We start from the raw sequence: 11,796 nt of genomic DNA, 5'->3' as shown, positions 1-11,796 counted from the left end.
GGGCGCACGGGCCCGCCCCGCGGCACGCCTCAGCTGCCGGTGGCCAGGCCGCCCTTGACCATCAGCTCGCGGACGGTGCGGTCCTTGCTCTCCAGCCAGGAAGGCCCCCCGCTCGATGAAGTCGGCCATCTCTTCCGTGTCCATCAGCCGGCGGAAGACCTCCTGGTAGAAGGCCACCGCCTCGGCCGGCATGTTCTGCGTCCCGAAGATGCCGCGCAGCATCTGGTACTCGATGGGGAAGCCCAGCTCGCGCATGGTGGGGATCTCCCGCCAGCGGGCGACGGGCACGCGCTCGCTGGCGAAGATGGCCAGCGGGCGCACCCGCCCGGCCTCCCAGTGCCCCACCATCTCCAGGGGGTTGTTCACGGTGAAGTCGACCTGCTTGCCCACGAGCGCCGCCGCCACCGCCCCGCCGCCGGGGAAGGGGACGTAGGTGAAGTCGACGCCCCAGGCCTGCTCGAGCATCACCATGATGATCTCGTCCTCCTGCTTCGACCCCGTGCCGGCCATCTTGATGCTGCCGCGCGGGGCCGCCTTGGCCGCCCGCTCGAACTCCGCCACCGTCTTCCAGGGCGCGTCGTGGTGCACGGTGAGGACGAAGTTGTCGAGCAGGAGGCGGGCGATGGGCGTGAGCGAGCGCCAGGTGAAGCGGGACCCGTCCCGGTTGCGGATCACCTGGGCGATGGGGGTGGCGAAGAGGTTGTCCAGGGTGATGAGGATGGTGTGCGGGTCCCCGGCCTTGTCCACCATCCAGAGGAAGGCCTGCGCCCCCGCCCCGGCCGGGCGGTTCACGGGGATGAAGGGCTGCGGGGAGAGGCGGTACTTCTCGATCAGCGGCGCCATGAAGCGCGCCTGCTGGTCGGCGCCCCCGCCGGTCCCGGCGGGGATGGTCCACTCGATGGGCCGGCGCGGTGCCCACGCCGGCGCGGCGGTCACCGGTAATGCCACGAGCAGGCCGAGGACGAGGAGCGTCACGGTTCCGATCCGCACGTCCTCCTGGCGCACGGGTTTCACCCCCCCTGACGAGAGTCTGCGCGTGCCCCGGTGCGCGGTCAGATCACGGTCTCCCGACGGGCCTCACCCCCTTCGCGCCGACCGGCCGCCCGTCACTGGGGCGGCCGGTCGTTCACGATGTCGCTGGCGAAGGGGATGACGCCGGGGATGATCCACCGCTCCCACATCTCGTCCACCTTCGCCTGGAAGTAGTCGATGTCGTCGTCGGTGAAGTGGGCGAAGCGCCCCTGCTTGAGCAGGTAGTCGCGCACGGGCAGCCGCCGGGCCCGCTTCTCGGCGATGGCCCGGGTGCGGCCGTACAGCTTGAGCCTGTGGTCCTCCACCTCGTAGAGCGGCCAGATCCCCGTGTTCACGGCCAGCTCCCCCAGCTCGTGGGAGAGCATCGGGTCGTAGTCCCACCCCTTGGGGCAGGGGTCCAGGGAGTGGATGAAGGTGGGGCCGCCGATGCTGAGCGCCCGGCGGACCTTGTTCATCATGTCCACGGCGTAGGAGGCGCAGACGGTGGCCACGTAGCGGCACTCCGGATGGCCAGCGGCCAGCATCCCGGCCACGTTCTTCTTCCAGCGGTGGTGCAGGATGCGCTTCATCTTCCCCGGCGGGCTGAAGGTGGTGTGGGCCCCGTAGGGGGTCAGCCCGGAGAGCTGGATGTCGGTGTTGGCGTAGGACTCGTTGTCGTAGAGGAGGATGAGGAAGTTGTAGTCGGTGTGGGTCAAGGCGGCGGAGATGGCCGACAGTCCCATGTCCGCCCCGCCGCCGTCGCCGCAGAAGGCGATGACGTTGATCGGCTCGAGCTTGAGCTTGCCCTTGCGCATGAGGACCCGCAGCGCCGCCGCCGTCCCCAGCCCGGCCGAGCCGCTGCTGCCGAGCTGGGTGTGCATCCAGGGGACCACCCAGGAGGTGCTGTAGTAGGTGGTGTTGGCCACGTACATACACCCCGTGCTCCCCAGCACGATGGTGCGCGGCCCGGCGGCCTTGACCATGAGCTTCATCACCAGGGCCGACTCACACCCCTGGCAGGTCCGGTGGCCGGAGGTGAAGTACTCCTCCAGCGGGACCTTCTTGACGCCCTTGATGGGCTCCAGCGTCGGCGTCGGCACCGTCTGGACGGCGTCGGCCATGTCTCCTCCCTCCTCTACTCGCGGATCCCGATCCAGTGCGTGGGGGCGACGCGCGTCCCCGCCGCCGCCTGCTCCAGCAGGGCCACCATGCGGTAGACGTCGGGCACGGTGACCTCGCGGCCGCCCAGTCCGGAGATGAACCCGACGACGGGCGGGCGCTGCGGCGCGTCGTAGAGCGCCGCCCGCACCTCGTTGGCCACCACCCCGCTGGTGTAGGGGGACCCGAAGGCGTAGTCGCGGTCGATCACGCCCACGGCCCGGAAGCGGCTGAGGGTCGCCTGCAGCTCCTCGGTGGGGAAGGGGCGGAACCAGCGCAGCCGCACCAGCCCGACCCGGTGCCCCTCCTGCCGCAGCCGGCGGATGGCCACCTTCACCGGCATGGAGAGGGTGCCCATGCCCACCAGGACGACGTCGGCATCCGCGGTCTGGTACTCCTCGAAGAACGGGTTGCCGTAGGCCCGCCCGAAGATGGCCTCGAACTCCCGGTAGGCCTCGGCGATCACCGTGCGCGCCCGCTTCATCGCTTCGTCGTTCTGCTTGCGCAGCTCCATCAGCCAGTCCTCGTTCACCTGCGGGGCCACGGTGATAGGGTTGTCGGGGTGGAGGAGCAGGTCGCCGCGGTCGTAGGGCGGGAGGAAGCGGTCCACCCACGCCTGCGGGGGGACCTTCACGATGGCCTGGGAGTGGGTGAGGAAGGCCCCGTCGCAGGCGATGGCGCAGGGGAGGAAGACGCGGCGGTCCTCGGCCACCCGGTAGGCGATGAGAGCGGTGTCCAGGGCCTCCTGGGCCGTGTCCACCCAGACCAGCATCCACCCCAGGTCACGCACGGCCAGCGCGTCGTTGTGCTCGACGCCGAAGGCGCCCGGGTCGTCGAGGGCCCGGTTGCCCACCATGGCCACCATGGGGATGCGCAGCGCCGGGGTGACGGTGAGGGCCTCGAAGGCGTACATCCAGCCCACCCCGCTGCTGCCGCAGAAGACTCGCGCGCCGGCGGCGGAGGCGTGCTTGACGATCTCGAACTGGGAGTGCTCGCTCTCCGCGACGATGTACTCGCAGTCGAGCTGGCCGTTGGCCACCAGCTTGGCCACGTACTGCATCACCGTGTCGTAGGGGCGGATGGGGTAGGCGGTGATGACGTCGACGTCGGCCAGCTTGCAGGCCACGGCGATGGCCTCGCTGCCGCTGATGAGCTCCTCGCGCTCCTGCTCCTCCACCCCCGGGGCGACCCGGGGCTCCACCACCCTGGCCATCTCAGTTCCCTCCCGCGCTCGGCTCGACGGTGTCGTGCGCCACCTGCTCGGTCAGCGCCTCCTGGCCCGGGCCGGCCGGCACGCCGGATGCCACCATGGCCTGGATCTGCTCCTGGTACTGGCCGCGGTAGCGGAAGCCGTGGGAGCGCTCCGGGCGGTGCCGGATTTTCTCCTGCACCCACACCTTGTAGGCGGCCGGGTCGGCCTTCCACATCTCCCACTGGCTGCGGTGGTCGGTGAAGGCGGCCTCGTTGACCATGGTGATGCAGTTGGCCACCGGGCAGACCGCCTCGCACACGCCGCAGCCGCAGCACGCCTCCAGGTTGGCGTCGTAGAAGCCGTCGGGGGTGACGTCGAAGCAGGAGTCGGGGCACTGCAGCCAGCACAGCGTGCACTTCACGCAGGTGTCGAAGTCCACCACCGGGCGCATGGTGCGGGTGGTGAACTTCTTGAAGTACGGGTTGCGCGCCGGCCGCCACCCGCCGGCCGTGCCCGTGGCCGGGTCGACCAACGCCTCCCCCGCCGCCCCGTCAGCGGTCCGGATGGCTGGGATGGTCAGCCCCTCCCGCAGCTCCCACCACCTGGGCAGCTCGAACTCGTAGGGGGTCTCCGGGTTCCCGGTTCCCGGCGGGACGAGCAGTGTCTCGACCCGCTCGTGCGCCCGGCGGGCGGAGAGGACCTTCAGCTCGTCCCCCCACTCCTCGCGGATGGCCGCCTCCACCGCCGCCAGGGAGAGCAGTTCCGGTTTGAGCCGGGCGATGGCGCCCAGCATGCGCACGTCGGTGTGGTCGTCTTTGTAGACCCACAGTCCCGAAAACGACGGCAGCCCGCGCACCACGGCCAGGTGGTAGGGGTCGCCCTTGGCGTGCGTCATCGTGAGCAGCTCCTCGAAGGGGAGCATGGTGGTGACGACGACGTAGCCGCCCGGCTTGGTCAGCCGGTTGATGGGCTGCAGCCCGTACCAGGCCCACGACTCCACGCCCTTGCAGAGCGTGTCGTCCACGGCGATGGTGATGTCCACCGCCTTGGGCTCGTACTGGGCCATGCTGGCCTCGAGCTCCTCCGCGTCGTCGGCGACGATGGCGAAGTTCTTGGCCGGGATGCCGTTTCGCTCGGGGCTGTCCCCGTACCGCCCGAAGGCGATCCCGGTCTTGCCCTCCTGCACCGCGGCCAGCACGATGCCGCGGGTGATGTTCTTGGCCAGGGTCTTCTGGAAGATCCCCCGGTAGACGACCTCGACCGCGTAGGTAGCCATGCCCCGCCTCCCGCTCTCCGGCTCGGTCCCCTCAGCCCCGGCTGCGCCCCGCCCGCTCCGGCCGGGCCGCGGCCAGCATCTCGCCGATCTCCTCCAGGTGCTGGCGCATCGCCGCGCTGGCCCCCTCGGGATCGTGCGCGCGGACGGCGGCCAGGATGCGCCGGTGGCCCGCCAGCGACCGCTCCGGCCGCCCGGGGACGCCCAGCGACCGCACCCGGCTCTCGTGCAGCAGGTCCATGAGCACGTCCACCAGCCTCAACAGGACGGGGTTCCCCGCCGCCACGCCCAGTCGGTAGTGGAAGGCGGTGTCCTCGTCGATGGCCAGCTCGCCGGCCGCCACGCGGGCGGCCTGACGGGCGAGGATCTCCTCCAGCGCCGCGATGTCCTCGTCGCTGGCATGCCGGGCGGCCCGGTAGGCCACCGGCGGCTCGATGATGGTCCGGGCGTCCAGGAGGGCTGGCAGGTAGTGACCCTCGTGGGCCAGCACCGCGGCCAGCGGAGAGACCAAGGCGTCGAGGGTGAGCTCGCGCACGACCGTCCCCTCGCCCTGCCGCGGCTCGACCAGGCCGGCCAGCTCGAGCACCCGGATGGCATCGCGCACCGAGGCCCGGCTGACGCCGAAGGCCTCGGCCAGCTCGCGCTCGGAGGGGAGCCGGTCGCCCGGGCGGAAGCGTCCTTCGGCGATCTGCTGCCGGAGCTGGGCGGCCACCTCCTGGAAGACACGCTGGCGCCGGACGGGACGGAAGGTGGGCGGGGTGAGGACGGTCTCCATCGGCTCCGCTACCTTCTTGACCTGGAGGCTCCAGAAAGGTCTAATGGTCTGACGACCGACCATCGCGATCGTCGCACGGGAGGGAGCGGCATGTCAAGCGAGGCGATGGGGGAGACCCTCACCAGGGAGCAGGTGATCCAGGTCCTGCAGACGGTCTACGATCCGGAAATCCCGGTGAACATCTGGGACCTGGGGCTCGTCTACGACGTGGCGCTCGCGGGTAACGACGTGGCCATCCGCATGACGCTGACGGCGCTCGGCTGCCCCATCGGCCCGACGATCGCGCGGGAGATCGAGAACCGCCTCCAGGCCGTGGGCGCCAGGCAGGTGCGTGTCGACTTCGTCTGGAGCCCGCCGTGGACCCCCGCGCGCCTGACCCCCGAAGGCCGCGAGACGCTGCGGGCGCTCGGCTACCCCGTCTGACCGGATCCGCTCCGGCCCACCCGGTCGGGCGCGGCGGCCGCAGCCGACCGGTCAGGTGCTCGGTGCTGCCAGCCCGGGCCAGCGCTGCGTCCAGCTCGTCGGCAGCGGCAGGTCGGCGATGTGGGCGTAGAAGATCCACAGCCCCTGGTGCAGCACTTCGTGCGCCAGCAGGCGGTCGAGGTGACGCGCCACGGTCACGACCTCCCCGTCCCACCGCACCTCGCGCACGCCGCTCCCTCCGGCCGTGCGGAGGGTCTCGGTGAGCTCCGCGTCGAGCCGGCGCAGGTAGGCCGCCACCTCCTCGCGGGAACGCTCCAGCTCCCGGCTCCGCGGGCCGCGCCAGGACGGCATCTGGCCCGAGGCCAGCCCGACGACGAACGCGCGCTGCACGTCCCCGACGTGCCGGATCTGGCGGATGAAGGTCCCGAAGTCGGGGTGCGGGGAGAAGTTCATCACGGCATAGGGGAGGGCGGCTAGCAGGTCGTAGGTGAGGCGGCGCGTCTCCGTCCACGCCTCCAGCCACCCAGCGAACGGCGCATCCGGGGCGGTCACGACACGGCCTCCCCGCGCCGCACGCCGCCGCCCACCGCGGCCCCTTCCCGTGTCGCCTCCCCACGCAACCGGGCCAGCAGCCCGCCGGTGAAGCGCCCCACGCACACCTCCTCGGCCGGCCCACGCAACTGCAGGGCCCAGTCCTCAGCGACCGTCACCTGGAGGTCTCCCCCGGGCATCGCCACGGTGACGTGCCGGTCGGTCAGGCCTCCCCGCACCGCCGCGGCGGCGGCCGCACAGGCGCTCGTCCCCGAGGCCTGGGTGGGGCCCACGCCGCGCTCCCAGATGAGAATGGCCAGCCGGTCGCGCGCCACCACCTGGACGAGCTGCACGTTCGTGCGCCGGGGGAAGGCCGGGTGGGTCTCCAGGCGCGGCCCCAGCCGGTGGAGCACCGCGGGGTCGAGGGCGGGCACGAAGACGACGCAGTGGGGGTTGCCCACCGAGAGGGCGGTCACGCGGACCGGCTCGGGCTCGCCCTCGACCGGCAGCGGCTCGTCCACGACCTCGCGAGGCGGACCCGTCACCGGCACGGCCGTGCTGTCGAAGGTCACGCGGCCGACGTCCACCGCGATCGCCTCGACCGCGCCCGCCCGCCCCTCCAGCAGGGCGCGGGCCACCCCGCCCGCGGTTTCGACGGTGAAGGCCCGGCGGCGCACGAAGCCATGGTCGTAGAGCACCCGCGCCAGGATGCGCAGGCCGTTGCCGCTCTTCTCCGCCTCGCTGCCGTCGGGGTTGAAGATGCGCACCCCCACGTCGGCGGCGGTCGAAGGGCCGAGGGCGAGGATCCCGTCGCTGCCCACCCCGGTGTGCCGGTCGCAGATCGCCCGCACCGCCGGCGGCGTCAGCGGGAAGGTGAGGGCGGCGGGGTCGACGACCAGGTAGTCGTTGCCCAGCCCGTGCCCTTTGATGAACCAGTCGAGCGTCCCGCGCAGGCGGATGCGCCCCCCTCGCGGGCCGGGGCTGACGGTCATCGGTGCGACCCTCCTCACGCGGCCACCCGGGCCAGCTCCCCGGCGGCCAGGATGGCGGCGATCATGCTCTCGGCGCGCGCGACGCCTCGCCCGGCGATGTCGAAGGCCGTGCCGTGGTCCACCGAGGTGCGGATGAAGGGCAGGCCGAGGGTCACGCTCACGGTGCCGTGGAAGTCGAGGGTCTTGGCGGCGATGTGCCCCTGGTCATGGTACAGGGCCAGGACGGCGTCGTACCGCCCCTCGGCGGCCTGGGCGAAGACGGCGTCCGCGGGGATGGGGCCCTCCACCTGCACCCCGCGCTGCCGCGCCGCCTCCACCGCCGGCGCGATCTGCTCCTGTTCTTCCCGCCCCAGCGCTCCGCCTTCCCCGGCGTGCGGGTTGAGGGCGGCCACGGCCAGGCGCGGCGCCGCCACCCCGATCCGGCGCAGCGCCGCGTCCATGCGGGGCAGGATCGCCTCGATCCGCTCCCGCGTGATCCGGTCGAGGGCCTCGCGCAGCGCGAGGTGTCGCGTGAGGAAGAAGATGCGTAGCACCCGCCTCTCCCCGCCGGGCACGCGCACCAGGAACATCGTCAGCGGGTCGGGACGCCCGGTGAGCGCGCCGAGCATCTCGGTGTGGCCGGGATAGCGGTAGCCCGCGCGCCACAGCGCTTCCTTGTTGATCGGGGCCGTGGCCAGCGCGTCGACGCGGCGGGCCAGCGCCTCCTGCACGGCGCGCTCGACGAACTGCCCCGCCGCCGCCCCCGCCGAGGCCTGCACCCGCCCCCACTGCAGCCGGTGGTCGACGTTGGCCAGGTCGATCAGGCGGACCGGCCCGTCTTCCGCGAACGGCACATGCACGCCGGTGACCTGGGCGGCCCGCTGCAGCACCCGGGCGTCGCCCACGACCACGGCGACCACGCGCGACTGCACCCGGGGGTCGGCCACCGCGCGCAGGACGATCTCGGGGCCGATGCCGGCGGGATCGCCCAGGGTCACGGCCACGCGCGGCAGCGGCGGGGTGGAGGCGCTCACGGGACGGCCCCGGCGGATGCGGGCACGGTGCGGCGGCGCAGCGCCAGCGCCACCAGGCGGTCGAGCAACGCGGGGAAGGCGATGCCCGCGACCTGCGCCGCCTGGGGGAAAAGGCTCGTGGCGGTCATCCCGGGGATGGTGTTCACCTCCAGCACGATGACCTGCTCGCCCCGCACGAACATGTCCACCCGGGCCAGGTCGCGGCAGCCCAGGACGCGGTAGGCGCGCAGGGCCACCTCCTCGGCCCGCGCCGTCAGGGCCGGCGGCAAGCGGGCCGGGCAGATCTCCTCGCTCGCCCCCGGGGTGTACTTGGCCTCGTAGTCGAAGAACTCCCGCCGCGGGACGATCTCGATGAGCGGCAGCGCCTGCGGGGCGCCCGACACCGGGTCGTCGAGGACGGCGCACGTCACCTCGGTACCGGCGATGAACTCCTCGACGAGGGCCACGGCATCGTACCGCCACGCCGCCTCCAGGGCGGGGCGCAGGTGCCCGGGGTCGCGCACGATGCTCACCCCGATGCTGCTGCCCAGCGCGTTGGGCTTCACCACGCAGGGGTAGCCGAGCACCGTGGCCACCTGCGCCGCCAGGCCCTCCAGGTCCGCCACGTGTCCGCGCTCGGCCACCAGGTAGGCCGGCACGGGGATGTCGTTGAAGCCGAAGAGCTGGCGGCTGCGCAGCTTGTCCATGGCCAGGGCGCTGGCGAGCACCCCCGATCCCGTGTAGGGGACGCCGAGCAGTTCCAGCAGCCCCTGCACCGTGCCGTCCTCGCCGTAGGGGCCGTGCATGGCCAGGATCACCACGTCCACGCCGCCGCGGTCCATCACCCGGTCGATGCCGAGCGGACCCCGACGCGCCAGGCTTCGCGCCGGTCCGCCCGCATCCGCGGATGCGCCTCCCGCGCCGGGCACTGCGCCTGCGGGCGCCTCGACGCTTTCGGGCGGCGCGGCGGGCGGCGAGAGCTGCGGCGGATCCCCCGCCCCCGGCGCCAGCGTCCACCGGCCGTCGCGCAGGACCTCGACCGCCACCGCCTCGTAGCGGGCAGGGTCGAGCGCGGCCAGGATCTGCCGTCCGGTGGCGAGCGAGATCTCCCGCTCGGGCGAGGGGCCGCCCATGAGGACGGCCACGCGCAGGCGCCCTGCCCGGCCCCGGTGCGCCCCCCGCCCGCGCGCGTTCACGGCGCCGCTCCCAGCGCCGTCAGCTGCGCCCGGAGCGCGGCCAGCGACCCTTCGCTCAGCACGCTGGCGAAGGGGATGACCCGCAGGCGGCGGGGCAGGGGGAGCTCCGTGCGCAGGCGCTCCAGCACCCGCGGCGCGGCCAGCAGCACGTCGGCATCCCGCAGGCAGGCGGCCAGGCGGTCGGGCGGGTCGGCGAGCGTGGCGGTGCGCAGGCGCGGGTGGCGCAACCCGACGGCGCGCAGGGAGCGGGCCTTGCCCTCCGCCCCTTCGCGCGTCGCACACACCAGGGCCACGCGGGCCCGTCGCGGCAGGCGTGCCACCTCGGCCAGGGTGGCGAAGTCCGGCAACGCCGCCAGCCCCAGCACCGGACGGTCCGGGACGCGCCGCTGCACCTCCTCCAGGTGGAAGAAGGTGGTCACCAGCACCGCGCACCCGCGCGCGGCGCGCGGCAGCTCCGCCAGCGGGACGGGGCGGATGCCGCCGCCCACCTGCGCCTCCAGCAGGCGCCGGAAGTAGGCCAGGTCCACCGGGTTGCACTCGACGAAGCCCACCCGCGCGGCCAGGCGCGACGAGGGCCGCAGCGACCGTGCACTCCCCACGCTCGACGAGACCCGCACCGTCACCAGGCTCTGCAGCTCGGCAGGGGTCAGGCCCGCCCGCGCCGCCGCCCGCGCCAGCCGGTCCACCAACGCCACCACCTCGGGGGTGAGGGGTGAGGCCCGGCGGACGAACGTCCCCCGGCGGCCGTCGGTGCGGAGGTAACCCTGGGCGGCGAGGCGCCGGTAGACCTGGGCGACGGTGTTGCGGTTCACCCGCAGGAAGGCGGCCAGCTGGCGCACCGGCGGGAGGCGGTCGCCGGGCCGCAGGCGCCCCAGGAGGATGCGGTGGCGGATCTCCGCCGCCAGCTGCTCGCCCGGCGCCCGAACGCCGGGCCGCACGGCAAGCCCGGAGCGCACTTCGGGCCGAGGATGCCCCGGGCGTGTGGACCGGGCCGGACGGCGGCGGTGGGGCGGGGCAGAAGGCGGTGCGGCGGCGGCCAGTTGAATTGACATATCTTTTCTAGGACAATCCCTCCGGGTCAGGGTTCGCCGCCGGCACCCTCCCCTCCTGCCCGCGGGATGCCGGCCTCGTCTGCAGCGAGCACGCTCAGGGCCTCGGCGGGGAGCAGGAGGTGGTCCCGGAAGAAGGAGGTGAGGAGGCGCACCGCCACGCCCTGCTGCTGCAGCCGGCGGGCCAGGTCACGGGCGCTGCCATGGCCCTCCGCCGGCCCTGTGGCGGGGCTCTCCGCCGTCCCCGCGGCTGGGGCCGTGGCCGGGAAGGAGAGGAGGCGGTAGGGTCCGGCGGTCGCGGCCCCCGGGAAGCGCGACGCCACGAGCGCCCACTCCCCGGCGCGGACCGTGAGGCGCGCCTCTCCCTCTTCCACCTCCAGGAACCAGGGCTGGTGCAGCCCGGCCACGGCCAGGCGCAGGCTGGCCTCGAGCAGCCTGGGCACCGCGACGACCACGTACGGCTCCGGATCGAGGGACGCTGCTGCCAGGATCTCCGGCACGCCGGAGGGTTTCCACCCGACGCCGCTCGCTTCCCCCGCGCCGGCCTTCCCCCAGGTGCCGCTCCCGGGCATCGCTCCCCCGGCGGTGGCGGACGCCAGCCCAGGCAGGGTCGCAGGGGAGACTGACCTGCGACGAGTTGGGCACACCCTTCTGGTGACTTGGGTCAACAGGACTGTGCACCGCTGCCCGAGCCACACCAGGCCTGTGCTCGGAGGTTCGCCATGTCCCTCTCACGCCGCGGAACGCTCACGCTCGTCCCCAGCATCCTCGTCATCGTCGCGCTGGCCGGCGCCGCCACGGCTCAGCCTCCCGCGGCGTCCACAGCGGCCGCACTGACACCGGACGACCTCCTGGCGGCGGTGGACTGGCGGACGCTGCAGGAACTGGCGGGCGGTCCCGCGTGGTGGCCGGACTTCCCGCAGTTCAACGTGGGCGTCGGCGACCGCGCTCCGGGCCTGCGCTTCTACGTCGTGCAGACGCTGGTCCGCGTGGCTGCCTCCACCCCGCAGCGCCTGGAGGCGACCGCGCTCCTGTACGCGGACGCCCGGGCGGCCCGCGACGACTTCCGGCGCCGACTGCTGGAACAGAATGACCGCGGCGCGGACATGGTGCAGGGACCATCCCTCGGCGCCGCCGCCCGGTACTTCACCCGCCGGCGCACCTCCGGGGACCTGCGGGCCGAGACCACCCTGCGGTTTGTGGC

13 protein-coding genes are annotated in these 11,796 nt (G+C 73.4%); 2 read left to right on the top strand and 11 right to left on the bottom strand.

Annotated elements, in window-relative coordinates; translation table 11 throughout:
• The 5 genes from RB146_00965 to RB146_00945 form a co-directional block, all read right to left on the bottom strand.
• Window positions 1-990, bottom strand: a 990-nt coding sequence (locus tag RB146_00965; protein MDQ7827552.1) for a tripartite tricarboxylate transporter substrate binding protein, incomplete at its 3' end; no start/stop codon positions are given.
• A gap of 116 nt (window positions 991-1,106) precedes the next feature.
• A complete protein-coding gene (locus tag RB146_00960) occupies window positions 1,107-2,132 on the bottom strand; it encodes a thiamine pyrophosphate-dependent enzyme (protein MDQ7827551.1) in 1,026 nt (341 codons plus the stop codon).
• 14 nt (window positions 2,133-2,146) lie between these two features.
• Entirely contained in the window at window positions 2,147-3,382 is a 1,236-nt protein-coding gene (locus tag RB146_00955; protein MDQ7827550.1) for a pyruvate ferredoxin oxidoreductase, read from the bottom strand.
• A 1-nt stretch (window position 3,383) separates the two neighbouring features.
• Complete coding sequence (locus tag RB146_00950) at window positions 3,384-4,637, bottom strand: 4Fe-4S dicluster-binding protein (protein MDQ7827549.1); 1,254 nt, start codon at window positions 4,635-4,637, stop codon at window positions 3,384-3,386.
• A gap of 31 nt (window positions 4,638-4,668) precedes the next feature.
• Window positions 4,669-5,409, bottom strand: a complete 741-nt coding sequence (locus RB146_00945; protein ID MDQ7827548.1) for a FadR/GntR family transcriptional regulator — start codon at window positions 5,407-5,409, stop codon at window positions 4,669-4,671.
• A 90-nt stretch (window positions 5,410-5,499) separates the two neighbouring features.
• Between RB146_00945 and RB146_00940 the strand changes: the two genes are divergently transcribed.
• The gene (locus RB146_00940) at window positions 5,500-5,832 is read left to right on the top strand and encodes an iron-sulfur cluster assembly protein (GenBank protein MDQ7827547.1); all 333 of its coding nucleotides are present in this window, start codon (window positions 5,500-5,502) and stop codon (window positions 5,830-5,832) included.
• 51 nt (window positions 5,833-5,883) lie between these two features.
• On the opposite strand, the gene RB146_00935 is transcribed toward RB146_00940, so the two are convergent.
• From RB146_00935 to RB146_00910, 6 genes are all read right to left on the bottom strand, one after another.
• A complete protein-coding gene (locus tag RB146_00935; protein ID MDQ7827546.1) occupies window positions 5,884-6,384 on the bottom strand; it encodes a DinB family protein in 501 nt (166 codons plus the stop codon).
• Window positions 6,381-7,355, bottom strand: a complete 975-nt coding sequence (gene dapF / locus RB146_00930; protein ID MDQ7827545.1) for a diaminopimelate epimerase — start codon at window positions 7,353-7,355, stop codon at window positions 6,381-6,383. The genes RB146_00935 and dapF overlap by 4 nt, the downstream gene beginning before the upstream one ends.
• A 14-nt stretch (window positions 7,356-7,369) precedes the next feature.
• A complete protein-coding gene (pdxA, locus tag RB146_00925; protein MDQ7827544.1) occupies window positions 7,370-8,368 on the bottom strand; it encodes a 4-hydroxythreonine-4-phosphate dehydrogenase PdxA in 999 nt (332 codons plus the stop codon).
• The gene (locus RB146_00920; protein MDQ7827543.1) at window positions 8,365-9,543 is read right to left on the bottom strand and encodes a D-alanine--D-alanine ligase; all 1,179 of its coding nucleotides are present in this window, start codon (window positions 9,541-9,543) and stop codon (window positions 8,365-8,367) included. The genes pdxA and RB146_00920 overlap by 4 nt, the downstream gene beginning before the upstream one ends.
• Window positions 9,540-10,481 (bottom strand): GntR family transcriptional regulator, encoded by a 942-nt coding sequence (locus RB146_00915; protein ID MDQ7827542.1) that lies wholly within the window; start codon window positions 10,479-10,481, stop codon window positions 9,540-9,542. The genes RB146_00920 and RB146_00915 overlap by 4 nt, the downstream gene beginning before the upstream one ends.
• Window positions 10,482-10,621: 140 nt before the next feature.
• Window positions 10,622-11,164 (bottom strand): hypothetical protein, encoded by a 543-nt coding sequence (locus RB146_00910; protein ID MDQ7827541.1) that lies wholly within the window; start codon window positions 11,162-11,164, stop codon window positions 10,622-10,624.
• 150 nt (window positions 11,165-11,314) lie between these two features.
• On the opposite strand from RB146_00910, the gene RB146_00905 reads away from it, so the two are divergent.
• A partial coding sequence (locus RB146_00905; GenBank protein ID MDQ7827540.1) for a hypothetical protein occupies window positions 11,315-11,796 on the top strand: 482 nt, incomplete at its 3' end.

It is taken from the genome of Armatimonadota bacterium, assembly GCA_031081585.1.
Taxonomy (GTDB): Bacteria; Sysuimicrobiota; Sysuimicrobiia; order Sysuimicrobiales; family Humicultoraceae; genus Geohabitans; species Geohabitans tengchongensis.
This window is presented reverse-complemented; position numbering and strand designations above follow the sequence as displayed.

Coding starts and splice junctions, on each gene's coding strand:
- RB146_00950 (MDQ7827549.1), bottom strand. CDS start 4,637: ATGGCTACCTACGCGGTCGAGGTCGTCTACCGGGGGATCTTCCAGAAG.
- RB146_00910 (MDQ7827541.1), bottom strand. CDS start 11,164: ATGCCCGGGAGCGGCACCTGGGGGAAGGCCGGCGCGGGGGAAGCGAGC.
- RB146_00945 (MDQ7827548.1), bottom strand. CDS start 5,409: ATGGAGACCGTCCTCACCCCGCCCACCTTCCGTCCCGTCCGGCGCCAG.
- RB146_00955 (MDQ7827550.1), bottom strand. CDS start 3,382: ATGGCCAGGGTGGTGGAGCCCCGGGTCGCCCCGGGGGTGGAGGAGCAG.
- dapF (MDQ7827545.1), bottom strand. CDS start 7,355: ATGACCGTCAGCCCCGGCCCGCGAGGGGGGCGCATCCGCCTGCGCGGG.
- RB146_00960 (MDQ7827551.1), bottom strand. CDS start 2,132: ATGGCCGACGCCGTCCAGACGGTGCCGACGCCGACGCTGGAGCCCATC.
- RB146_00940 (MDQ7827547.1), top strand. CDS start 5,500: ATGTCAAGCGAGGCGATGGGGGAGACCCTCACCAGGGAGCAGGTGATC.